The 23,650-nt window shown below is 67.5% G+C and carries 22 protein-coding genes and 1 riboswitch; of the genes, 19 read left to right on the forward strand and 3 right to left on the reverse strand.

Annotation, left to right across the window (positions count from 1 at the left end; genetic code table 11):
- The first annotated feature begins 80 nt into the window (after positions 1-80).
- The 5 genes from kdsA (at position 81) to P2T65_RS08105 (ending at position 4,092) form a co-directional block, all read left to right on the forward strand.
- Positions 81-923, forward strand: a complete 843-nt coding sequence (gene kdsA, locus P2T65_RS08085) for a 3-deoxy-8-phosphooctulonate synthase (protein WP_276199558.1) — start codon at positions 81-83, stop codon at positions 921-923.
- Positions 924-1,020: 97 nt separating this feature from the next.
- Positions 1,021-1,119, forward strand: a riboswitch (TPP riboswitch).
- Positions 1,108-2,277, forward strand: coding sequence for a glycine oxidase ThiO (thiO, locus tag P2T65_RS08090; RefSeq protein ID WP_276199559.1), 1,170 nt, complete (start codon positions 1,108-1,110; stop codon positions 2,275-2,277). Its footprint overlaps the riboswitch before it by 12 nt.
- Positions 2,274-2,504 carry a sulfur carrier protein ThiS gene (gene thiS / locus P2T65_RS08095; RefSeq protein ID WP_063186323.1) on the forward strand — a complete coding sequence of 77 codons (231 nt, stop codon included), beginning with the start codon at positions 2,274-2,276 and terminating at the stop codon, positions 2,502-2,504. Before thiO ends, thiS begins: the two co-directional genes overlap by 4 nt.
- 1 nt (position 2,505) lies before the next feature.
- Positions 2,506-3,303 carry a thiazole synthase gene (locus P2T65_RS08100; RefSeq protein WP_276199560.1) on the forward strand — a complete coding sequence of 266 codons (798 nt, stop codon included), beginning with the start codon at positions 2,506-2,508 and terminating at the stop codon, positions 3,301-3,303.
- Between the two features lie 3 nt (positions 3,304-3,306).
- Positions 3,307-4,092 (forward strand): thiamine phosphate synthase, encoded by a 786-nt coding sequence (locus tag P2T65_RS08105; RefSeq protein WP_276199561.1) that lies wholly within the window; start codon positions 3,307-3,309, stop codon positions 4,090-4,092.
- Here the strand turns inward: P2T65_RS08105 and queF are convergent.
- Positions 4,074-4,532: a preQ(1) synthase gene (gene queF / locus P2T65_RS08110; protein ID WP_276199562.1), complete on the reverse strand. Its 459-nt coding sequence runs from the start codon at positions 4,530-4,532 to the stop codon at positions 4,074-4,076. The genes P2T65_RS08105 and queF overlap by 19 nt on opposite strands.
- A 197-nt stretch (positions 4,533-4,729) precedes the next feature.
- Here queF and eno point away from each other — a divergent pair, with 197 nt between their 5' ends.
- From eno to P2T65_RS08155, 9 genes are all read left to right on the forward strand, one after another.
- Complete coding sequence (gene eno, locus P2T65_RS08115; protein ID WP_063186329.1) at positions 4,730-6,013, forward strand: phosphopyruvate hydratase; 1,284 nt, start codon at positions 4,730-4,732, stop codon at positions 6,011-6,013.
- 189 nt (positions 6,014-6,202) lie between these two features.
- On the forward strand, positions 6,203-6,526 hold the full coding sequence (locus tag P2T65_RS08120; RefSeq protein WP_055458293.1) for a septum formation initiator family protein: 324 nt from the start codon (positions 6,203-6,205) through the stop codon (positions 6,524-6,526).
- Between the two features lie 188 nt (positions 6,527-6,714).
- Positions 6,715-7,782, forward strand: a complete 1,068-nt coding sequence (gene pdhA, locus P2T65_RS08125; protein WP_055458292.1) for a pyruvate dehydrogenase (acetyl-transferring) E1 component subunit alpha — start codon at positions 6,715-6,717, stop codon at positions 7,780-7,782.
- Positions 7,783-7,883: 101 nt separating this feature from the next.
- Positions 7,884-9,284, forward strand: a complete 1,401-nt coding sequence (locus tag P2T65_RS08130) for a pyruvate dehydrogenase complex E1 component subunit beta (protein WP_063186331.1) — start codon at positions 7,884-7,886, stop codon at positions 9,282-9,284.
- Positions 9,285-9,299: 15 nt separating this feature from the next.
- Entirely contained in the window at positions 9,300-10,670 is a 1,371-nt protein-coding gene (locus P2T65_RS08135; protein ID WP_276199563.1) for a pyruvate dehydrogenase complex dihydrolipoamide acetyltransferase, read from the forward strand.
- 54 nt (positions 10,671-10,724) lie between these two features.
- Positions 10,725-12,164, forward strand: a complete 1,440-nt coding sequence (gene lpdA / locus P2T65_RS08140) for a dihydrolipoyl dehydrogenase (protein WP_055458289.1) — start codon at positions 10,725-10,727, stop codon at positions 12,162-12,164.
- 19 nt (positions 12,165-12,183) lie between these two features.
- Positions 12,184-12,564 carry a GlsB/YeaQ/YmgE family stress response membrane protein gene (locus P2T65_RS08145; RefSeq protein WP_245280477.1) on the forward strand — a complete coding sequence of 127 codons (381 nt, stop codon included), beginning with the start codon at positions 12,184-12,186 and terminating at the stop codon, positions 12,562-12,564.
- A 190-nt stretch (positions 12,565-12,754) separates the two neighbouring features.
- Positions 12,755-13,714, forward strand: a complete 960-nt coding sequence (gene lipA, locus P2T65_RS08150) for a lipoyl synthase (protein ID WP_055458287.1) — start codon at positions 12,755-12,757, stop codon at positions 13,712-13,714.
- 8 nt (positions 13,715-13,722) lie between these two features.
- The gene (locus P2T65_RS08155) at positions 13,723-14,199 is read left to right on the forward strand and encodes a type II toxin-antitoxin system RatA family toxin (protein ID WP_055458286.1); all 477 of its coding nucleotides are present in this window, start codon (positions 13,723-13,725) and stop codon (positions 14,197-14,199) included.
- A gap of 7 nt (positions 14,200-14,206) precedes the next feature.
- Here P2T65_RS08155 and P2T65_RS08160 read toward each other — a convergent pair whose 3' ends face one another.
- Entirely contained in the window at positions 14,207-14,704 is a 498-nt protein-coding gene (locus P2T65_RS08160; protein WP_055458285.1) for a CinA family protein, read from the reverse strand.
- Entirely contained in the window at positions 14,701-15,912 is a 1,212-nt protein-coding gene (locus tag P2T65_RS08165) for a bifunctional 2-C-methyl-D-erythritol 4-phosphate cytidylyltransferase/2-C-methyl-D-erythritol 2,4-cyclodiphosphate synthase (RefSeq protein WP_276199564.1), read from the reverse strand. The genes P2T65_RS08160 and P2T65_RS08165 overlap by 4 nt, the downstream gene beginning before the upstream one ends.
- A gap of 182 nt (positions 15,913-16,094) precedes the next feature.
- Between P2T65_RS08165 and dusB the strand changes: the two genes are divergently transcribed.
- From dusB to P2T65_RS08190, 5 genes are all read left to right on the forward strand, one after another.
- Positions 16,095-17,099: a tRNA dihydrouridine synthase DusB gene (gene dusB / locus P2T65_RS08170; protein ID WP_055458283.1), complete on the forward strand. Its 1,005-nt coding sequence runs from the start codon at positions 16,095-16,097 to the stop codon at positions 17,097-17,099.
- Between the two features lie 38 nt (positions 17,100-17,137).
- Positions 17,138-18,247, forward strand: coding sequence for a nitrogen regulation protein NR(II) (locus P2T65_RS08175; protein ID WP_055458498.1), 1,110 nt, complete (start codon positions 17,138-17,140; stop codon positions 18,245-18,247).
- A gap of 12 nt (positions 18,248-18,259) precedes the next feature.
- Complete coding sequence (gene ntrC / locus P2T65_RS08180) at positions 18,260-19,705, forward strand: nitrogen regulation protein NR(I) (RefSeq protein ID WP_055458282.1); 1,446 nt, start codon at positions 18,260-18,262, stop codon at positions 19,703-19,705.
- Positions 19,706-19,810: 105 nt separating this feature from the next.
- Positions 19,811-22,090, forward strand: coding sequence for a PAS domain-containing sensor histidine kinase (locus P2T65_RS08185; protein WP_245282564.1), 2,280 nt, complete (start codon positions 19,811-19,813; stop codon positions 22,088-22,090).
- Positions 22,087-23,457, forward strand: a complete 1,371-nt coding sequence (locus tag P2T65_RS08190; protein WP_055458281.1) for a sigma-54 dependent transcriptional regulator — start codon at positions 22,087-22,089, stop codon at positions 23,455-23,457. Before P2T65_RS08185 ends, P2T65_RS08190 begins: the two co-directional genes overlap by 4 nt.
- The last annotated feature ends 193 nt before the right edge of the window (positions 23,458-23,650 follow it).

The following is a 23,650-nucleotide window of genomic DNA, read 5'->3' on the forward strand; positions in this document are numbered from 1 at the left end:
ACCTTCAGAGGCGGGCGGACGCAATTCGGCCTTTCTCCTGCGCCATCGAGCGCCGTTCTTCACCTTTCCGGGCGGGAAACATGAGCGCCAACGCAACCGTCAAGATCGGCAACGTCTCCTTCGGCAACCACCTGCCGCTGTCGATCATCGCAGGGCCGTGCCAGCTTGAGAGCCGTGGCCACGCGCTGGAGATGGCGACGGCGCTGAAGGAGATCTGCACCCGACTCGGACTCGGCCTCGTCTTCAAGACCTCCTTCGACAAGGCCAACCGCACCTCCGCCGGCGCAGCCCGCGGCGTCGGCCTTGCGGCCGCCCTTCCGATATTCGCCGAGATCCGCGAGAGCCTCGGCCTGCCGGTGCTGACCGACGTGCATGATGCGGCCCAGTGCGCACCTGTCGCGGAGGCGGTTGACGTGCTGCAGATCCCGGCTTTCCTCTGCCGGCAGACGGACCTCCTCGTCGCGGCCGCAAAGACGGGCCGGGCGGTCAACATCAAGAAGGGCCAGTTCCTCGCCCCTTGGGACATGGCGAACGTCGTCGCCAAGGTCACGGGTGCGGGCAATCCCGACGTGCTGGTAACGGAGCGCGGCGTCTCCTTCGGCTACAATGCGCTCGTCTCGGACATGCGGGCGCTGCCCATCATGGCCGAGACGACGGGCGCACCCGTCATCTTTGACGCCACCCACTCAGTGCAGCAGCCCGGCGGCAAGGGCACGTCCTCCGGCGGGCAGCGCGAGTTCGTGCCGGTGCTGGCACGCGCAGCCGTGGCCGTCGGCGTCGCCGGCCTCTTCATCGAGAGCCACGAGGACCCGGACCGTGCGCCGTCCGACGGCCCCAACATGGTGCCGCTGAAGGAGATGGAGGGCCTTCTGGCGGAACTGAAGGCCTTCGACGTCCTGGCAAAGAAGCGGGCTGCCCGCTGAGGTTATCCTGAAAAACTGATTCGCCTTGTGAGAAGCGCGCCGCTGCCGGGCAGTCATTACCGGACTTGCAGCGGCGCGCTTTTTGTCGTGTATATGACACGTCGGCCTGGGGTGCCGCACGGCAGTGCGGCTGAGATCATACCCATCGAACCTGTCTGGATCATGCCAGCGTAGGGAGCAGCCGGTGAGTGCAGAAGCATCATCGCGACCGGATAAAGTCATCATCATCGGCGGAGGGGTCATCGGCCTCTCCATCGCCTGGCGCCTCGCCGTGCGGGGTGTCGACGTCATTCTTTTCGAGGCAGGCCGCTGCGGTATGGGCGCGAGCCATGCCGCCGCAGGCATGCTGGCCGCCTGCGCCGAGGTGGAGCCGGGCGAGGAGCAGCTGCTGTTCCTCAACCGCGCGAGCCAGGCGCTGTGGCCCGACTTTGCCCGAGAACTGGAGGCGGCGAGCGGCCTTGCCGTCGATCTGCGCACCGAAGGCACGCTCGTCTGTGCCTTCTCGGCCGACGACCAGGCGCGGCTGTGGCACCACCTCGCCTTGCAGGAACGGCTCGGCCTGCCCGTGTCGTGGCTCGATGCCGCCGAGGTGCGGCGCCGCGAGCCGTTCCTCAGCCCCGGTATCGTCGGCGGCCTGTGGAGTCCCGAGGACCATCAGGTCGACAACCGCAAGCTGGCCGCCGCCCTGCATGTGGCTGCCGGGCGGGCCGGCGCGGCGATCCACGAGGACAGTCCGGTCGAATCGGTCATCGTCGAAGACGGACGGGCGCGCGGCGTTGTCGCCCGCGGCCGGCGGATCGATGCCGACGTCGTCATCCTTGCCGCCGGTGCCTGGTCGCGGCGCATCGCCGGCCTGCCGCGCGCCGCCCTGCCGCCGGTGCGGCCGGTCAAGGGCCAGCTTGTGGCGTTGCAGATGGATCCGGCTGCACCCGTCCTCAGCCATGTGACCTGGGTGCCGGGCGCCTATCTCGTGCCGCGCCGCGACGGGCGCCTCATCATCGGCGCCACGGTGGAGGAGAAGGGGTTCGACACCCGCATGACGGCCGGCGGCCTCCTCGCGCTCCTCGACGCCGCCTGGCGGGCCCTGCCGGTCGTCGAGGAACTGCCGATCGCCGAGACCTGGGCCGGCCTCAGGCCCGGCAGCCGCGACGACGCGCCGATCCTCGGACCGGGTGAGCTTGCGGGCCTCGTCTACGCCACCGGCCACCACCGCAACGGCATCCTGCTCACGCCGGTCACCGCCGCCGTGGTCGCCGACCATGTCCTCAACGGGCGGCTCGCCGATGTGGCGCGCCCCTTCACCCTTGCGCGCTTTCAGGCGCGCGCCGATGCGCCGAGCGAGGTTTCGTCATGACGAAAGCATCCTCCGTCGCGCTGCCGCGCATCCGCGTCAACGGCGCGGACGAGCCGCTGGCGGCCGCAACGATCGCCGAATTTCTCTCGCAGCGCGGCATCGACCCGGCCGGCCGCGGCCTCGCGGTCGCGCTCAACGGCGCGGTCGTGCCACGCGCGCAGTGGCAGGACGAGCACCTGAACGAGGGCGACAGGATCGAGATCGTCCACGCACGCCAGGGAGGTTGAGATGAACGTCGTCGAACAGGGCCCGCGCGCGGCCGACCCGCTCGTCATCGCGGGGCGCAGCTTTTCCTCCCGGCTGTTCCTCGGCACGGCCGGCTATCCCAACCAGAAGGTGATGTTGGACGCGATTGCCGCGAGCGGCACCGAGCTCGTCACCGCCTCCATCCGCCGGCTCGACCTGTCGAACCCGGAGGAGGGGCTCGTCGACCTCATCGCCGGCCGTGCCGACCTCCTGCCGAACACGGCCGGCTGCCAGACGGCGCGCGACGCCGTCCTGACGGCCGAACTGGCGCGCGAGGCGCTGGAGACGAACTGGGTAAAGCTCGAGATCATCGGCGACCGGGAACTGCTCTACCCGGACGTCGAGGAACTCCTCAGCGCCACGGACGAACTGGTGCGCAAGGGCTTCGTCGTCATGGTCTATTGCAACGACGATCCCGTCACCTGCCGCAAGCTCGCCGATCTCGGCGCCGCCGCGGTCATGCCGCTTGGCTCGCCCATCGGTTCTGGCCTTGGCATCGCCAATCCGCATCTCATCGAGCTCATCACGGCGCGCTCGCCCGTGCCGGTGGTGCTCGACGCCGGCATCGGCACGGCCTCGGATGCGGCGCTCGCCATGGAGCTGGGCTGCGCCGCGGTTCTCCTCAACACGGCGGTATCGAGGGCGAACGATCCCGTCGCCATGGCGCGCGCCATGCGCCATGCCGTCGAGGCGGGCCGGCTCGCCCACCGGGCCGGGCGCATCCCCAGGCGCCGCTATGCCGAGCCGTCGAGCCCGCAGTTCGGCCTCGTCGGATCCTGATCCGTGGCCCTGCCGCAGCCGCCGCTGCTGCTCGTCACCGATCGCCGGCAGGCGAGGGGTGACCTCGTTGCCGTCGTCCAAGCAGCGGTGGCCGGCGGCTGCCGCTGGGTGAGCCTGCGCGAAAAGGATCTGCCGGAAGACGAGCAGGTCGCTCTGGCGCTGCGGCTCAGGGATGCGCTGGCAGCGGACGTCTGTTTGACGGTGCATGGCTCGGCGGAGGTGGCGCGGCAGGCTGGGCTTGGCGGCGTGCATCTGGCGGCCGGCGGTGACGCGAGGAGAGCGCGGGAGATGCTGGGCCGGGCATACTCCCTCCCCCCTTGCGGGGGAGGGTTGGGGAGGGGGGTGATGCCGCCTGGAGGGCCGCCATCACCTCTCGCCACGCCCCCCACCCCCAGCCCCTCCCCGCAAGGGGGAGGGGAGCAGGGCGTGCCGGGCCTCTTCGGCGCTCCCCATGCGCTGATCGGCATGTCCGTCCATTCGCCTGGCGAGGCGCGCGCGCTCGACCCCGAAACCGTCGACTACGCGATCGCCGGTCCCTTCGCCGAAACCGCGAGCAAGCCCGGCTACGGCCCCGCGCTGGGCGTCGATGGTCTTGCCGCCATCGTCCGCGCCAGTCCCGTGCCCGTGATCGCCATCGGCGGCATCGACGCGGCCAACGTAGCCCATTGCCTTGCCGCGGGAGCCGCCGGCATCGCCGTCATGGGCTCCGTCATGCGGGCGGCGGATCCCGCCGCGGAAATGGCGCGGCTCGTCGCGGCGCTTGCCGGCGCTCAGCCGCGCGGGCGGTAGGGCGGCACGCCCTGGTCCGGCAGGAAGAGCCCACCGGGCGGCGCGCCGGTCTGCCAGAAGACGTCGATCGGGATGCCGCCACGCGGGAACCAGTAGCCGCCAACGCGCATCCAGCGCGGCCCCAGCAGCTCCGACAGCCGCTTGCCGATGTAGACCGTGCAGTCCTCGTGGAAGGCGCCGTGGTTGCGGAACGAGAACATGAACAGCTTCAGCGACTTCGATTCGACCAGCCACTCCCCGGGAACATAGTCGATGACGACGATGCCGAAGTCCGGCTGGCCGGTGACCGGGCAGATCGAGGTGAACTCGGGGCAGGTGAAGCGCGCCACGTAATCCGTGTCGGGATGCGGGTTCGGCACACGGTCGAGCACCGCCTCCTCGGGCGAGGCGGGCAGGGACGCCGGCTTGCCCAGCTGCAGCGATTCGTGCTGTTGCGCCATATGTCGATCCTCGTGTCGTCCTCATGCCCCCGCGGGGAGGGCTGTCGCACCAGTGTCGCGCCGGCGCAAGAAAAAATGCATCCTGCCGCCTTCGCCGATCGATGGGGAGCCGCCAGCCGATTGCCACTGTTCCACGCGATGCTCTAAAAGCCGGAGCCACGGCAGAGCCCCGTGACGAGCCAGGGAGAAAGAGCCCCATGACCGCCATTATCGACATCGTCGCCCGCGAGATCCTCGACAGCCGCGGCAACCCGACGGTGGAAGTCGACGTGATCCTCGAGGACGGCTCCATGGGCCGCGCCGCCGTGCCGTCCGGCGCCTCGACCGGCGCCCACGAGGCGGTGGAGCTGCGCGACGGCGACAAGAGCCGCTACGGCGGCAAGGGCGTCCGCAAGGCTGTGGCCGCGGTCAACGGCGACATCTTCGACGCCCTCGGCGGCATGGACGCCGAGGACCAGGTCAAGATCGACGAGACGATGATTGCTCTCGACGGCACGCCGAACAAGGCCAAGCTCGGCGCCAACGCCATCCTCGGCGTCTCGCTCGCCGTGGCCAAGGCAGCCGCCGAAGCAGCCGGCCTGCCGCTCTATCGCTATGTCGGCGGCACCTCGGCGCGCCTCCTTCCGGTGCCGATGATGAACATCGTCAACGGCGGTGCCCATGCCGACAATCCCATCGACTTCCAGGAATTCATGGTCATGCCGGTCGGCGCACCGACCTTCGCGGATGCGGTGCGCACCGGCTCGGAGATCTTTCATACGCTCAAGAAGGCGCTGAAGGACGCTGGCCACAACACCAATGTCGGCGACGAGGGCGGCTTCGCGCCCAACCTGCCGTCGGCGGAGGCCGCGCTCGATTTCGTCATGAAGGCCATCGAGGCCGCGGGCTACAAGCCTGGCGAGGATGTGATGCTGGCGCTCGACTGCGCCGCTACCGAGTTCTTCAAGAACGGCGCCTATGTCTACGAGGGCGAGGGCACGACGCGCGATCCCGAGGCCCAGGCGAAGTATCTCGCCAAGCTCGTCGCCGATTATCCGATCGCCTCGATCGAGGACGGCATGGCCGAGGATGACTGGGCGGGCTGGAAGGCCCTGACCGATCTCATCGGAGCGAGGTGCCAGCTCGTCGGCGACGATCTCTTCGTCACCAACGTCAAGCGCCTTGCAGAAGGCATCGCGAAGGGCACGGCCAATTCCATCCTCGTCAAGGTCAACCAGATCGGCTCGCTCACCGAGACGCTCGCCGCCGTCGACATGGCTCACCGTGCCGGCTACACGGCCGTGATGTCGCACCGCTCCGGCGAGACGGAGGACGCGACCATCGCCGATCTCGCCGTCGCGACCAACTGCGGGCAGATCAAGACCGGCTCGCTCGCCCGTTCCGACCGGCTCGCCAAATACAACCAGCTCATTCGCATCGAGGAAGAGCTCGGCAAGCAGGCGGTCTACGCGGGCCGCACGGCGCTGAAGGCGCGCCGCTGAGGTAAGGATCGCCGATGTTCCCCTCCCCCTTGCGGGGAGGGGTAGGGGTCTTGACGAGACACATGGCGCATTTCGTCCTACGTGCGCTCCCCCCTCCCTAATCCTCCCCCGCTAAGGGGAGGGAACAGCGCGCTTTCCGGGGTACTGGCCCTTAATGTATCCTTAACCATGGGCTTCCATGCTCGCTCCATGGTCATTCGCAAACGCCTTCGCTCGGTCCTCATCCCGCTCGTGCTCTACGGTGTATCGAGCGCGGTGGTCGGCTATTTCGTCGTCCACGCGCACAGCGGCGCGCGCGGGCTCGAGGCCAGACAGTCGTTCGAGGCGGAAATCGCGGAGCTCAAGGGCGAGCTTGCAGACTTGAAGGAACGGCGCGGCGAGTGGGAGACACGCATCGCCCTCATGCGCGCCCAGTCGGTGGATCGGGACATTCTAGAGGAACTGGCGCGTGAAGAGCTCGGTTTCGTGCATCCCAACGATGTCGTCGTGATGTTGCCGGCCCAGAAGCACTGAAGGCGTGCGGAAAAGTCGCTACGGCGGGTAGTCGAGGTTGCTTAACCGGAGTCGGGTTAACTGAAAAAACGACACTGATATCAGCCGGTTAGTTTCAAACGTATCCATTTATCCTGTGCCGATGGGGCTCGCCTTCGGCGCGCGGCTGCGCTACAACACCGCTCAACAACCCCGTTGGGAGGATGTTCATGGCTGTAGCCGCTCGTAAGGCATCGCGCTCGGATGCCGCCCCATCTGCCGCAAAATCGCGTACTGCAAGAAAGACGCAGTCGCAGGCTCCGAAGAAGGGCGCGGCGGGCTTCACGAAGGAACAGGATCTCTTCGCCTATCGCGAAATGTTGCTGATCCGCCGCTTCGAGGAGAAGGCGGGGCAGATGTACGGCATGGGCCTCATCGGCGGCTTCTGCCACCTCTACATCGGCCAGGAGGCCGTGGTCGTCGGCATGCAGATGGCCACGAAGGAAGGCGACCAGGTCATCACCGGCTATCGTGACCACGGCCACATGCTGGCCTGCGGCATGGATTCGAAGGGCGTCATGGCCGAGCTCACCGGCCGCCGCGGAGGATACTCCAAGGGCAAGGGTGGCTCGATGCACATGTTCTCCAAGGAGAAGCACTTCTACGGTGGGCATGGCATCGTCGGCGCCCAGGTCTCGCTCGGCACCGGCATCGCCTTCGCCAACCGCTACCGCAAGAACGGCAACGTCTGCCTGACCTATTTCGGCGACGGCGCCGCCAACCAGGGCCAGGTGTACGAGAGCTTCAACATGGCCGAGCTGTGGAAGCTGCCGGTGGTCTTCGTCATCGAGAACAACCGCTACGCCATGGGCACCTCGGTCTCTCGCGCCTCCGCGCAGACCGATTTCTCCAAGCGCGGCGCCTCCTTCAACATTCCCGGCGAGCAGGTGGACGGCATGGACGTGCGTGCCGTCATGGCTGCCGGCGAGCGCGCCATCGAATGGGCCCGGTCCGGCAAGGGTCCCTACATCCTGGAAATGCAGACCTACCGCTACCGCGGCCACTCCATGTCCGATCCGGCGAAGTATCGCTCGAAGGACGAGGTGCAGCGCATGCGCGAGGAGCATGATCCGATCGAGCAGGTGCGTCGCCGCCTCATCGATCAGTGGAAGCTCAGCGAGGACGAACTGAAGGCTGTCGACGCCAAGGTGCGTGAGATCGTCAACGAGGCGGCCGAGTTCGCCACGAACGATCCCGAGCCCGACGTCACCGAGCTCTACACCGACATCCTGAAGTAGGGCCGGCCGCCCCGTCGCCGTGTCCGCCCGGTGCGGATGCGGCCGGGCGGGGTAGAGCCGCCGCTTCGATCGCCCGCAATGCTTTGCTCCGAGATCGCCCCATGCCCATCGATATCCTGATGCCCGCGCTGTCCCCCACGATGGAGAGCGGCAAACTGTCCAAATGGCTCAAGAAGGAAGGTGACAGCGTCAAGTCCGGCGACGTGATCGCCGAGATCGAGACGGACAAGGCCACCATGGAGGTGGAGGCCGTCGACGAGGGCGTCCTCGCCAAGATCCTCGTCGGCGAAGGCACCGAGGACGTGGCCGTCAATACGCCGATCGCCGTCATCGCCGGCGAGGGCGAGGATGCCGGCAGCGTCGCCAACAGTACCGCTGCCACGCCCGCGGCGCCTGCGCAGGCGCCGGCCGGCGAGGCGCCGCAGGTCTCGGCCAAGCAGCACGAGGCCCCCGTCTCGGCCGTCGCGGCCCCCCCGGTGGTGAGTGCCCAGCCCGATCCCGAGGTGCCCGCCGGCACCGAGATGGTGAAGATGACGGTGCGTGAGGCGCTGCGCGACGCCATGGCCGAGGAAATGCGCCGCGACGAGGCCGTTTTCGTCATGGGCGAGGAGGTCGCCGAATACCAGGGCGCCTACAAGGTCACGCAGGGCCTCCTGCAGGAGTTCGGCGCCGACCGCGTGGTCGACACGCCGATCACCGAGCACGGCTTCGCCGGCCTCGGCGTCGGGGCGGCCTTCACGGGCCTCAAGCCGATCGTCGAGTTCATGACCTTCAACTTCGCCATGCAGGCGATCGACCAGATCATCAACTCGGCGGCGAAGACGCTCTACATGTCGGGCGGCCAGCTCGGCTGCCCCATCGTCTTTCGTGGCCCCAACGGCGCCGCCGCCCGCGTCGCGGCCCAGCACAGCCAGGACTATGCCGCCTGGTACAGCCACATCCCGGGCCTGAAGGTCGTCGCGCCTTATACGGCGGCCGACGCCAAGGGCCTGCTCAAGGCGGCGATCCGCGATCCCAATCCAGTCATCTTCCTCGAGAACGAGATCCTCTACGGCCACAGCTTCGAGGTGCCGAAGCTCGACGACTACGTCCTGCCCATCGGCAAGGCGCGCATCGCCCGCGCCGGTTCGCACGTCACCATCGTCGCCTGGTCCATCGGCATGACCTACGCCCTGAAGGCAGCCGAGGAGCTTGCGAGGGAGGGTATCGAGGCCGAGGTCATCGATCTGCGCACCATCCGCCCGATGGACACCGACACCATCATTGAATCGGTGAAGAAGACAGGCCGCTGCGTCACGGTGGAAGAGGGCTGGCAGCAGTCCGGCGTCGGCGCCGAGATAGCCGCCCGCGTCATGGAGCGCGCTTTCGACTATCTCGACGCGCCGGTGCTGCGCGTTTCGGGCAAGGATGTGCCGATGCCCTATGCCGCCAATCTCGAGAAGCTTGCCCTGCCGTCGGTGGCCGAGGTGGTCGCCGCGGTCAAGGCCGTCGCTTACGCCTGACGCGGGGAGGGGCCCATGCCGATCAACATCCTGATGCCCGCCCTGTCGCCGACGATGGAGAAGGGCAATCTCGCCAAATGGCTCAAGAAGGAAGGGGATGCCGTCAAGTCCGGCGACATCCTCGCCGAGATCGAGACGGACAAGGCCACCATGGAGGTGGAGGCCGTCGACGAGGGCGTGCTGGCGAAGATCGTGGTGCCCGAGGGCACCAGCGACGTGCCGGTGAACGACGTCATCGCCGTTCTCGCCGCCGAGGGCGAGGACCCGAAGGCGGTTTCCGCCTCGGGCGGCGCGCCGACCAAGGAAGCTCCTAAGGAAGCTGCCAAGGAGCCCGCCAAGGCCGAGGCGCCCAAGGCTGAAGAGCCCAAGGTGGAGCCCACCAGGGCCGAGGCGCCGGCCCCCACCGCCAAGGCCGGCCCCGCGCCGGTCGCCGACGGCAACCGCGTCTTCGCCTCGCCGCTCGCGCGGCGCCTCGCGAAGGAGGCGGGGATCGACATCGCCGCCATCGCCGGTTCCGGCCCGCACGGGCGCGTCGTCGAGCGGGACGTGAAATCCGCGCTCGCCGGCGGCGCCAAGCCCGCGGCAGCGGCCGTCCCCGCTGCTGCCCCGGCCCCCAAGACGGCACCTGCGCCCGCTCCGGCCGGCATGGGCGACGAGCAGATCAAGAAGCTCTTCGAGCCCGGCTCCTACGAGGAGGTGCCGCACGATTCCATGCGCAAGACGATTGCGCGCCGCCTGACGGAATCGAAGCAGACCATCCCGCACTTCTACCTGTCGGTGGATTGCGAGCTCGACGCGCTGCTCACGCTGCGCGAGCAGATCAACGCCGCCGCGCCGAAGGACAAGGACGGCAAGCCCGCCTACAAGGTCTCGGTCAACGACTTCGTCATCAAGGCGCTGGCCCTGTCGCTGATGCGCGTGCCGGACGCCAACGTCTCGTGGACGGACAACGCCATGCTGCGCCACAAGCAGGCGGATGTCGGCGTTGCGGTCTCGATCCCCGGCGGCCTTATCACGCCCGTGGTGCGCAAGGCCGAGACGAAATCGCTGTCCACCATCTCCAACGAGATGAAGGACTACGCGGCGAGGGCCCGCGCCCGCAAGCTCAAGCCCGAGGAATACCAGGGCGGCTCCACCGCCGTGTCGAACCTCGGCATGTTCGGCATCCGGGACTTCTCGGCCGTCATCAACCCGCCGCACGCGACCATCCTCGCCGTCGGCGCGGGTGAGAAGCGGGTCATCGTCAAGAATGACGCGCCCGCCGTCGCCACGGTGATGACGGTGACGCTGTCGACCGACCACCGCGCCGTCGACGGCGCGCTCGGTGCCGAACTGATCGCCGCCTTCAAGCAGCTCATCGAGAATCCGATGGGGCTGCTGGTCTGAGCCGCGAGCGCCACCAATCCCCTCCCGTGCAGGGAGGGGAGGAGAGAGCCTGACATGTCCAGCTACGACATCATCATCATCGGCGCCGGTCCCGGCGGCTACGTCACCGCCATCCGCGCGGCGCAGCTCGGCTTCAAGACGGCGGTGGTCGAGCGCGAGCACCTCGGCGGCATCTGCCTCAACTGGGGATGCATCCCCACCAAGGCACTCCTGCGCTCGGCCGAGATCTACCACTACGCCACCCATGCCAAGGATTACGGCCTCGTGCTCGAGGGCGCGATGAAGGTGGATACGGCGGCGGTGGTGAAGCGCTCGCGCGGCGTTTCCAGCCAGCTCAACACCGGCGTCGGATTCCTGCTCAAGAAGAACAAGGTCGACGTCATCTGGGGCGAGGCCAACATCACCAAGCCGGGCGAGGTCGTCGTCAAGGCGCCGACGAAGTCGGTCCAGGGCGCGCCCATCGAGGCGCCCAAGGGTGCGCAGCCGCCCGGCACCTATCAGGCCAAGCACATCATCGTCGCCACCGGCGCGCGCCCGCGCGTGCTGCCCGGCCTCGACCCGGACAAGAAGCTGGTGTGGACCTATTTCGAGGCCATGGTGCCCGAGAAGATGCCGAAGTCGCTGCTCGTCGTCGGCTCCGGCGCCATCGGCATCGAATTCGCCTCCTTCTACCGCACCATGGGCGCCGAGGTCACGGTGGTGGAGGTGCTGCCGCAGATCCTGCCCGTCGAGGACGCCGAGATCGCCGGCTTCGCGCGCAAGCGCTTCGAGAAGCAGGGCATCAAGATCCTGACTGGCGCCAAGGTGACGAAGCTCGACAAGGCGGCCGACAGCGTCACCGCCCATATCGAGGACGAGAAGGGCGCCAAGCAGACGATCACGGTCGATCGCGTCATCTCCGCCGTCGGCGTCGTCGGCAACATCGAGAACCTCGGCCTCGACAAGCTCGGGGTGAAGACGGAGCGCGGCTGCGTCGTCACCGACGGGCTGGGCCGCACCAACGTTCCGGGCATCTACGCCATCGGCGACGTCGCCGGCCCGCCGATGCTTGCCCACAAGGCCGAGCACGAAGGCGTCATCTGCGTCGAGACCATCAAGGGTCTGCCCACGCACGCCATGGACAAGGCGATGATCCCGGGCTGCACCTATTGCCACCCGCAGGTCGCGTCCGTCGGCCTCACGGAGGCGAAGGCCAAAGAGGCGGGCTACGATGTGCGCGTCGGCCGCTTCCCCTTCGTCGGCAACGGCAAGGCCATCGCTCTCGGCGAGCCGGACGGCCTCGTCAAGACCATCTTCGACAAGAAGACCGGACGCCTCCTCGGTGCCCACATGGTCGGCGCGGAGGTGACGGAGCTCATCCAGGGCTTCGTCATCGCCATGAACCTGGAGACGACGGAGGAGGAGCTCATCCACGCCGTCTTCCCGCACCCGACCTTGTCGGAGATGATGCACGAATCCGTGCTCGACGCCTACGGACGCGTCATTCACGTCTGAGGATCGTGCGCGCCGCACGATGAGCGGCGCGTACAGAACTTGTACCGACTCCTTGCTGTCGAGGCGAAGAGGAGCGATCCTTGGTTGCGCTCTTTTTCTCGATTGCAAGGGGGCATTCATGCAAGGGGTCGGTATTCTCGGAGTTCAAGGCATCAATCTTCTCTGGCTCATTCTTATCGGTATTCTGGCGGGCTTCATCGCCGAGAAGGTGATGAACCGCAACCACGGTCTCCTCACCAATCTCATCGTCGGCCTCATCGGCGCCCTGATCGGGCCGTCGATCCTCGGCGCGCTCGGCCTGATGCCGGCAGGCAGAAGTCTGTTGGTCAGCCTCGTCGTGGCAACGATCGGCGCCGTTGTGCTTCTGTTCCTGCTCAGCCTGATCAGGCGGCGATGGTAGCGTGCGATTTCACGCGCATGAAACGCCTGAGGTTCTGCGCGAGGAGGATATTGCACATTCTGCGCGCGGAGCCGTGCCTTGATGAAGGGCGCTTTGCCGCGCCCGAACTGGCTTGCCTACTTGCGAGACGGCCTGCAAATACATAACCAAGAGAGGTCGTCCGCGAGGGGCGACCCCGCGGAGATGTCTGATGGCTGTCGTTCTCGACCTGCTCAATCGCGACCCACGCCCGCGCCACCCCGAAAAGGCCCATCGGCCGGACCAGCCCGTGATGCGCAAGCCGGACTGGATCCGCGTGAAGGCACCGGGTTCGCCCAAGTGGGCCGAGACCAATCGCATCGTGCGCGAGAACAAGCTCGTGACGGTCTGCGAGGAGGCTGGCTGCCCCAATATCGGCGAGTGCTGGGAGAAGAAGCACGCGACCTTCATGATCATGGGGGATACGTGCACGCGCGCCTGCGCCTTCTGCAATGTCAAGACCGGCATGCCCCAGCCGCTCGACAGGGACGAGCCGGAGGGCGTCGCCAAGGCCGTCGAGAAGCTCGGCCTCAGCCACGTCGTCATCACCTCGGTCGACCGTGACGATCTCGCCGACGGCGGCGCGCAGCATTTCGCCGAGGTCATCGCCGCCATCCGCGCCCGCTCGCCGAAGACGACCATCGAGGTGCTGACGCCGGACTTCCTGCGCAAGGAAGGCGCGCTCGAGGTCGTGGTGAAGGCGCGGCCGGACGTGTTCAACCACAATCTCGAGACGGTACCGTCGAAGTACCTCAAGGTACGGCCGGGGGCACGCTATTTCCACTCGGTGCGCCTCCTTCAGCGCGTGAAGGAGCTCGACCCGACCATCTTCACGAAGTCCGGCATCATGGTCGGCCTTGGCGAGGAGCGGAACGAGGTGCTGCAGCTCATGGACGACCTGAGGGCGGCCGACGTCGACTTCCTCACCGTCGGCCAGTACCTGCAGCCGACGAAGAAGCACCATCCCATCGTCCGCTTCGTCACGCCGGACGAGTTCAAGGCCTATGAGACGACGGCCTATGCCAAGGGCTTCCTCATGGTGTCGTCGAGCCCGCTGACGCGCTCCTCGCACCATGCCGGCGAGGATTTCGAGCGGCTGAAGGCGGCACGCGCGGCCAGGCTGGGCGCCTGACGGGCATCATGCCGTCGTTTCGCAACAAGCGTCGCGTGCCGCACACGCCGGCGCAGATGTTCGACCTCGTGGCGGATGTGGAACGCTATCCCGCATTCCTGCCGCTGTGCGAGGCACTGCGCGTGCGCCGGCGCGCCGCCAGCGGCGAGGGGGTGGAGACCCTCGTCGCCGACATGACAGTCGGCTACAAGGCTATCCGCGAGACCTTCACGAGCCGCGTCACTCTCGACAGGCCGCGCATGCGCATCCTGGTTGAATATGTTGATGGGCCCTTCCGTCATCTCGAGAACCGTTGGGCCTTCCTTCACCTTGATAATGGTGGCTGTGAGGTGGATTTCTTCATTTCCTACGAGTTCAAGAGCATGGCGCTCGGCCTCGTCATGGGCGCGGTCTTCGAGCGCGCCTTCCACAAGTTCGCGGAAGCGTTCGAGGAGCGGGCCCGGGAGGTCTACGGCCGAGGCGGAAGCGTGGCTGCCCGGGCCTGAAGCCAGGTCAAGCCCCGGCACAGGCCTCTTCGAGCATCGTGAGGGCTACCGCCACCGACAATCGCCGCACCTCGGAGCGGCCGATGTCGCCCAAACGCTCCTCCCGATGGAGGACCTTGCCGGTACGCATGGCCACGGCGAAATGAACGAGGCCGACCGGCTTTGCCGCGCTGCCTCCGCCGGGGCCCGCGATACCGGTGACGGCAACGGCGAGATCGGCCCGCGAACGGGCGAGGGCGCCCGTGGCCATGGCCCGCGCCACCGGCTCGCTGACAGCACCGTGTTCGCCGATCAGATCCGCATCGACGCCGATGGCTTCGACCTTCGCCTCGTTGGAATAGGTGACGAAGCCGCGCTCGACGACGTCGGACGATCCGGCGATGGCTGTGAGCGCGCCGGCGACGAGCCCGCCGGTGCAGGATTCGGCCGTGGCGATCTTCAGGCCGCGCTGGCGGCAGGCCGCGAGCAGGGCCTCCGCCTGGGCGAGAATGGCACCGTCGATCATGCCTGTCCCTCCGAGGATGCCGGCAGGCGCACTGTGGCGCTCGCCTGGGCGGCGATGCCCTCGCGCCGGCCGGTGAAGCCGAGCCCTTCCGAGGTCGTCGCCTTGACGGAAACCTGCCCCGTGCCGATGCCGAGGATCTCGGCGATCCGTGCGCGAATGGCCTCGCGATGCGGCCCGATGCGGGGCCGCTCGCAGACGACGATGACGTCGACATTGTCGATGATGCCGCCGCGCCGGCGCACGCGCTCGCCGGCATCGCGCAGGAAGAGGTCGGAGGATGCGCCCTTCCACTGCGGGTCGGACGGGGGGAAATGGGTGCCGATGTCGCCCTCCGCGATGGCGCCGAGCAAAGCATCGGTTAGGGCATGCAGCACCACGTCGCCATCCGAATGGGCGACGATGCCGCGCTCGTGCGCGATGGCGATGCCGCCGATCATGATGTGATCGCCCTCGCCGAAGGTGTGCACGTCATAGCCGATGCCGAAGCGCACCGTCATGTCGCGCTGTGCCGACAGGCGCCGTTCCGCCTCAACGAAGTCCTCGCCGATCGTCAGTTTCACGTTCCGCGCCTCTCCGGGAAAGATGTGGACGGTGCCGCCCGCCCATTCGGCGATGGCGCCGTCGTCGGTGAAGCCGTCGATGCCTCGCTCGGCGGCCGCGCGATGGGCGGCGAGAAGTGCGGGGAAAGCGAAGGCCTGCGGCGTCTGCACCGTGCGCAGCATGGCCCTGTCTGGCGTCTCGGCCACGCAGCCATCGGCGCCGACGACCTTGACCGTATCCGTCACTGCGAGACCGGGCACAGCCGCGCCGTAGAGCTCGGCGGCCGCGATCGCCCGGTCAATGAGCTGCGGCGAGAGGAACGGGCGCGCCGCGTCATGCACAAGGATGATGTCCGGCGCGCGCCCCATCTGCCCGGCAAGTGCCTCGAGGCCTGCGTGGACCGAGGCCTGCCGGGTCGCGCCGCCGAAGCCGGCCGGCAGCAGCTTGCCCTCGTGTTCGAGACCGCGTGCGATCTGGTTGTAGATGGCTTGGTCGTCGGGATGGATGACGCACAGGACCTTGGCGATGGCCGGATGACGCAGCATCGCCGCGAGGCTGTGAGCGACCAGCGGCCGCCCGGCCAGGAGCCGGTACTGCTTGGGTAGCGCGTGCGGGCGCGCCCGTGTGCCGCGACCGGCGGCGACGATGATGGCTGCAACGAGCGGCATCGAACGGCTCTCGACCTCTTCCACCGTCCACCCCGGTTGGGGCGAGACGAGTCCCGGCCGTTCTGATAAGGCGGCGGGGCGCTCAGCGCAAATGCACCGGGCTGCGGCGAACGAGCCTATTGTGCAGCGCAAGATTTTGCGCAATTTTGATGCAACGCTGTGCATGATCAAGAAATGGGCAGATGACTTTAGCGATCGGCTCTGTCGCAATCGACGGACGTGCTTTCCTCGCGCCCATGTCGGGCGTGACGGACGTCGGACTGCGCCGGCTGGCGCGCCGTTTCGGCGCCTCCCTCGTCGTGTCCGAGATGGTGGCCTCGCAGGAACTGGCGCGCGGCGACGAGGAAGCGCGCATGCGGGCGGAAGGCGAGGGCGTCTCGCCGCACGTCGTGCAGGTCGCCGGCTGCGATCCGCACTGGATGGCGGAGGGGGCCCGCGTCGCGGCGGAGGCGGGCGCCGACATCATCGACATCAACATGGGTTGCCCGGCGAAGAAGGTGACGGGCGGCTGGGCCGGCTCGGCGCTGATGCGGGATCTCGACCATGCCACACGGCTGGTGGAGGCCGTCGTCGCCGCCGTTCGCGTGCCGGTCACCCTGAAGATGCGGCTCGGTTGGGATGACGCGAGCCGCAATGCGCCGGAGCTCGCCCGCCGCGCCGAAGCGGCCGGCGTGCGCCTCGTCACCGTACACGGGCGCACACGCCAGCAGTTCTACAAGGGCAGCGCCGACTGGGCGGCGGTCGCGGCTGTGCGCGCTGCCACCTCCTTGCCCCTCGTCGTCAACGGCGACATCGCTGACTCGGCAGACGCCCGCGAGGCCTTGCGGCTGTCGGGCGCCGATGTGGTCATGATCGGCCGCGCCGCCGTGGGCCGGCCCTGGCTTGTCGGCGAGATTGCCCGCGATCTCGCCGGGGATGCCGGCCGGCAGGGCGGGGCACCCGACGCCGCGACGCGCGGCGCAGCTGCCATCGAGCATTATGAGACGCTTCTTTCACTCTACGGCCGCGAGATGGGTCTAAGGCACGCTCGCAAGCACCTTGCAGCCTATGCCGAACATGCCATCGCGCTCGGCAGCAAGCTCGCCCGCGTCGAGCGGGCGCGGATCGTCACCTCCGAGACCCCCCAACACGTCATCGCGGCGCTGCGCGCCATGTTTGCCGACGTGCCGCTCGAGGATGCCGCATGAACGCGCAGGAGATCGTCGCGAGCGAAGAGTTGCCGCTCATGAACAGAGGTTTCGAACAGGACGGCGATGCCATCGTCAATGTCCTGCCGCTTCCCGTCATCACGGTCGATGCCGAGGGGCTCATCACCCAGGCCAACATCGCCGCCGAGAGCTTCTTCGAGACGGGGCTCAACCTCCTGCGCCGGCAGCGCCTCAGCGAGCTTCTGCCGTTCGGTTCGCCGGTCATCGCGCTCGTCGAGGAGGTGCGCCAGCGCGGGGCCAGCGTCAGCGAATACCGGGTCGACATCGGTTCGCCGCGTCTCGGCGGCTCGCGCATCGTCGACGTTTTCGCAACGCCCCTCGCCGAGCCGCGTGGCCGCGTCGTCCTGATGCTGCAAGAACGGACAATTGCCGAAAAAATGGACAGGCAGCTGACCCATCGCGGCGCGGCCCGGTCCATCACCGCGCTCGGCTCCATGCTGGCGCACGAGATCAAGAACCCGCTCTCCGGCATCCGCGGCGCGGCACAGCTGCTCGAAGCGACGGCCAACGAGAATGACCGCCTGCTCACGCGCCTCATCTGTGACGAGAGCGACCGCATCGTGAAGCTCGTCGAGCGCATGGAGGTCTTCGGCGAGGAGCGGCCGATAGAGCGTGGCCCCGTCAACATCCACGACGTGCTCGACCACGTGAAGCGGCTGGCGGTCTCGGGCTTCGCGCGCCATATCCGCTTCGTCGAGGAATACGACCCGTCGCTGCCACCGCTCTACGGCAATCGCGACCAGCTCATCCAGGTGTTGCTCAACCTCGTGAAGAACGCGGCCGAGGCAATCGGGCCGGACGCAGTCGACGGCGAGATCACGCTGGCCACTGCCTTCCGCCCGGGTGTGCGCATGCAGATCCGTGGCTCGGAAGAGCGGCTCAGCCTGCCGCTCGAGATCCGCGTGCGGGATAACGGTCCGGGCGTGCCGCAGGACCTCCTGCCGAACTTGTTCGATCCCTTCGTGACCACCAAGGCCCAGGGAACTGGCCTCGGTCTTGCTTTGGTTGCCAAGGTCATCGGCGATCACGGCGGCATCGTCGAGTGCGAGTCCGCCCCGCGGCGTACGACCTTCCGCCTGCTGATGCCGATGCTTCTCGCCCATGACGGGCGGGCAACAAGGACATGATGGGATAACGAGATGCAGCGCGGCAGCGTTCTAGTAGCAGACGACGATGCAGCAATCCGTACGGTCCTTAATCAGGCGCTGTCGCGCGCCGGCTATGACGTACGCTCCACGGGCCAGGCGGCGACGCTGTGGCGCTGGGTTTCGCAGGGCGAGGGCGACCTCGTCATCACCGACGTCGTGATGCCGGACGAGAATGCCTTCGACCTGCTGCCGCGCATCAAGAAGATCCGGCCGGAGCTGCCGATCATCGTCATGAGCGCGCAGAACACGTTCATGACCGCGATCCGCGCCTCCGAGCGCGGCGCCTATGAATATTTGCCCAAACCCTTCGACCTGAAGGAGCTCGTCGCCATCGTCGGCCGCGCCCTCTCGCGCCCGCGGGGGGCCGCTGTCTCGGCGCACGGCATCGAGGGCGAGGACATACCCCTCGTCGGGCGCTCCCCGGCCATGCAGGAGATCTATCGCGCGCTGGCGCGCCTGATGCCGACGGACCTCACCGTGATGATCACCGGTGAGTCGGGCACCGGCAAGGAGCTCGTGGCGCGCGCCCTGCACGACTACGGCAAGCGCCGCAACGGACCCTTCGTCGCCGTTAACATGGCCGCCATCCCGCGCGACCTCATCGAATCGGAGCTCTTCGGCCACGAGAAGGGGGCCTTCACCGGTGCCACCGGCCGCAACGCCGGGCGTTTCGAGCAGGCGGAGGGCGGCACGCTCTTCCTCGACGAGATCGGCGACATGCCCATGGAGGCGCAGACGCGCCTCCTGCGCGTGCTGCAGCAGGGCGAGTACACGACCGTCGGCGGCCGGGTGCCGATCAAGACCAATGTCCGCATCATCGCGGCGACCAACAAGGACCTCAGAGTCTCCATCAATCAGGGCCTGTTCCGCGAGGATCTCTACTTCCGCCTCAACGTCGTGCCGTTGCGCCTGCCGCCGCTGCGCGAGCGCAGCGAGGATATTCCCGACCTCGCGCGCCATTTCTTCGGCATGATTGAGAAGGAGGGGCTGGCGCGGAAGCAGATCGACGCCGAGGCCCTCGACAAGCTCAAGCGCTATCGCTGGCCGGGCAACGTGCGCGAGCTCGAGAACCTCGTGCGCCGTCTCGCCGCGCTCTACCCGCAGGAGACGATCACCGCGCCGATCATCGACGCCGAGCTCGAGCCGGTCGGCGCGCTCGCGGCCGATGACGCGGTCGCAACGGCGGCGCCGGCGAGCCTCTCGGAAGCCGTCGAGCAGCATCTTGCCGCCTATTTCGCCGAGTTTCCCGACCGGCTGCCGCCGCCCGGCCTCTATCATCGCATCCTGAGGCAGATCGAGCCGCCGCTGATCGGTGCTGCGCTTGCCGCCACCCGCGGCAACCAGATCAAGGCGGCGGAGCTGCTCGGTCTCAATCGCAACACATTGCGGAAGAAAATTCGCGACCTCGACATGCAGGTGATCCGCAGCGCGCGATGAGCATTCCCTGCGCTCTGTCATATTTTGACAACACTGTTGTCTTGATGCATCACAAGGGCAGTCGAGTCGCTGACTGAGCCGTTCGGCTCGAAGATTCGAGGCCTCGTGACGTCAACATCGAACCAGGGCACCCGCAGCACGGTGCGCGACGAAAAGGGCTCGGCGCGCGTCTCCGGGCTGGTCGGCACCATTGCCGTGGTCACGGCGCTGGCGAGCGCGCTCATCACCTTTCTCGTGCTCGCTGGTCTCACGCCCATCCTGCCGACGCACGAGGTCGTCGTCTGGGCGCTGTTCATCAATGTCGTGCTCGTCATCGCGCTTGTCGCGATCGTCCTGTGGGACACGTGGAGCCTGTTTCGCGCACGGCGCCGGGGCGCCGCCGCGGCGGGGCTGCACGTGCGCATCGTCTCGCTGTTCAGCCTCGTCGCGGCCTTCCCGGCCGTGCTCGTTGCCATCGTCGCCACGGTGACGCTGGAGCGGGGGCTTGACCCCTGGTTCACCGGTTCGCTCAAGGCGCTGATGACCAACACGCTGGACATCGCCAAGGCCTACCGCGACAGCCAGTGCCGCTCGCTGGTGCGCGAGACCTACCTGATGGCCGACGACCTCAATCGCGCCAAGCCGATGTTCGACGTCGACCGGCGGCTCTACCGGGATTTCATGACCTCCCGGGCGCTCTATCTCGGCTTTCCCGTGGCCATGCTCATCCAACAGGACGGCGAGGTCATGGAGCGCATCGAAGCCAAACAGCTCGAGGGCCTCACCCTGCCGGACAAGGAGGTTCTGGCGGGGGCAAGCCCGACCGACGCCGACTGCCTCATCACGAGCAACAGCAACATCTTCCGCGCCGTCATCAAGCTTCCCTCCTATGGCGATGCGGTGCTGTTCGTGGCGCGGGCCGTCGATCCGCGCGCCGTCTCATTCCCGGGCGAGGCCGAGGCGGGCGTCGCCTATTACCAGGCGCTCGAAGCGAAGAAGGCCGGGATCCAGATCGCTTTCGCGTCGATGTTCGCGCTCGTCGCGCTCATCGTCCTCCTGTCGGCGGTATGGCTCGGCCTCAGTTTCGCCAACCGCCTCGTCGCGCCGATCCGCCGCCTCATCCACGCCACGGACCAAGTGGCGACCGGCAATTTCTACGTCCAGGTGCCGATCCGCCGCGCTGAGGGTGATCTTGCCCATCTCGGTGCGACCTTCAACAAGATGACGAGCGAGCTGCGCCAGCAGCACGACAGCCTCACGGAGGCGAGTGACGTGCTCGACAAGCGCCGGCGCTTCACCGAGGCGGTGCTCGCCGGCGTCTCCGCCGGCGTGGTGGGCACGGATGCGCACGGCCGCATCACGATCGTCAACCCCTCGACCGAACAGTTGTTGCGCCAGCCAGCGTCGCGCCTCGTCGGCCGTCCCGTGGCCGAGGCGGTGCCAGAGCTCGCAGAACTCGTGGAGGAGGCTCTCACAAGTCGGCACCGGCAGTTCGTGCAGGGGCAGATTTCCATCAACCGCGACGGGCGCGACCGCATGCTCACGGTGCGCGTCACCAGCGAGCAGGCTGTTGGCCAAGACAAGGGTTTCGTCGTCACCCTCGACGACATCACCGATCTCGTTACTGCCCAGCGCACCTCGGCCTGGGCCGATGTGGCGCGGCGTATCGCGCATGAGATCAAGAACCCGCTGACACCGATCCAGCTCTCGGCTGAGCGCATCCGGCGCAAGTACGGCAAGGTCATCGTTGCCGATCGGGAGGTCTTCGACCAGTGCGTCGCGACCATCGTGCGCCAGGTGGACGATATCAAGCGCATGGTCGACGAGTTCTCGTCCTTCGCGCGCATGCCCAAACCTTCGCTCGCCCACGACGACGTGGTCGAGACGGTGCGGCAGGTCATTTTCCTGATGCGCGTCGGCAATCCCGAAATCACCTTCGACGAGCGCTACGAGCCCGATTCCATCGCCGCGCGCTTCGACCGGCGCCTGATCTCCCAGGCGGTGACGAACATTGTCAAGAACGCCACCGAGGCGGTCCTCGCCGTGCCGGAGGAGGAGCGCGGGCCCGGCCGCATTGCTGTCGCCGTCACGCGCGAGGACGGCGGGCGCGTCGTCATCGACATCGCCGACAATGGCAAGGGCTTCCCGCGCGAAGGGCGCCAGCGGCTGCTGGAACCCTACATGACGACGCGAGAGGGGGGCACGGGTCTCGGCCTCGCCATCGTCGGCAAGATTCTCGAAGACCACGGCGGCGGCATCGAGCTCATCGATGCGCCGCCGGACGAGCGCGGGCGCTCGGGCGCCCGTGTCAGGCTGTGGTTTCCCATGACCGACGCGGCCGAAGATTCGCCCGATGAGGGCGGGCGCGCGAGAGCCGCGGCATTGCATACGGGGCAGGACGGATGAGTGCAGACATCCTGGTCGTTGACGACGAGGCCGATATCCGCGAGCTCGTGGCCGGAATTCTGGAGGACGAGGGGCACCGCACGCGCACCGCCGGCAGCTCCGACGAGGCGCTGGCCAGCATCGAGCAACGGCGGCCGCACCTCGTCTTCCTCGATATCTGGCTGCAGGGCAGCCGGCTCGACGGGCTGCAGGTTCTCGACAACATCAAGGAGAACCACCCCGAACTTCCGGTGATCATGATCTCCGGCCATGGCAACATCGAGACGGCCGTTTCCGCCATCAAGCGCGGCGCCTACGACTTCATCGAGAAGCCGTTCAAGGCGGACCGGCTGGTGCTCGTCGCCGAGCGCGCGCTCGAGGCCTCACGCCTCAAGCGCGAGATCAAGGAACTGCGCACGCGCTCGGTTCAGGCGAGCCGCATTGTCGGCCGCTCGGCTGCCATCAACCAGCTGCGGCAGGCGGTGGAGCGCACCGCGCCGACGAACGCGCGCGTGCTCATCACCGGCGCGCCGGGGGTCGGCAAGGAGCTGACGGCACGCACGCTGCACGGCCTCTCAAGCCGGGCCAATGGACCCTTCGTGGTCATCAACGCGGCGACAATCACGCCCGAGAACATGGAAAGCGAGCTCTTTGGCGTGGAGGCTGGCGAGGGCAGGGCGCGCCGCACCGGCGCGCTCGAGGAAGCCCACGGCGGCACGCTCTACATCGACGAGATCGCCGACATGCCACGCGAGACGCAGAACCGTATTCTGCGCGTTCTCGTGGACCAGAACTTCCAGCGCGTCGGCGGGGCAACACGCGTCCATGTCGACGTGCGCATCATATCCTCGACGAGCCACGACCTGACGGAAGCTATCGCCGCGGGCCGGTTCCGCGAGGACCTGTTCCACCGCCTCAGCGTCGTGCCGATCCGCGTGCCCTCGCTCGCCGAGCGGCGCGAGGACGTGCCTGAACTGGTCGACTTCTTCATGGACCAGATCTCGTCGGCAACCGGCCTTGCCAAGCGCCTCATCGCCGAGGATGCCATGGCCGTGTTGCAGACGCACGACTGGCCCGGCAATGTCCGCCAGTTGCGCAACAACGTTGAACGGCTGATGATTCTTGCCGGCGGCGATCCGGAGGTCTCCATCACCGCCGAGATGCTGCCGGCCGAGATCGGCTCGCTCGTGCCGACGACACCGGCCGGGGCGGGCGGCGAAAAGCTGATGAGCCTGCCACTGCGCGATGCGCGCGAGATTTTCGAGCGCGAATATCTGATCGCACAGATCAACCGCTTCTCGGGCAACATCTCGCGCACGGCCGAATTCATCGGCATGGAGCGCTCAGCCCTGCATCGCAAGCTCAAGTCGCTGGGGATCGGCTCGTGAGCGGACCGGCAAGGCGCACTCCGCGCCACGGCCTCGGGCGCACGCTCCATTCCACGGCGCAACTTGCCCGAAACCGCAATAAACAAACTTAATGCGCGCAAGACCACTTGCGCGTAAAGTCCTATGCCTTTGTAATGATACCAACCGGTCTGATATGCCCTGGGCCTGGGACGATTCTCTCCAGCGGGCAAGA

This window comes from Chelatococcus sp. XZ-Ab1, from assembly GCF_029309855.1.
GTDB lineage: Bacteria > Pseudomonadota > Alphaproteobacteria > Rhizobiales > Beijerinckiaceae > Chelatococcus_A > Chelatococcus_A sambhunathii.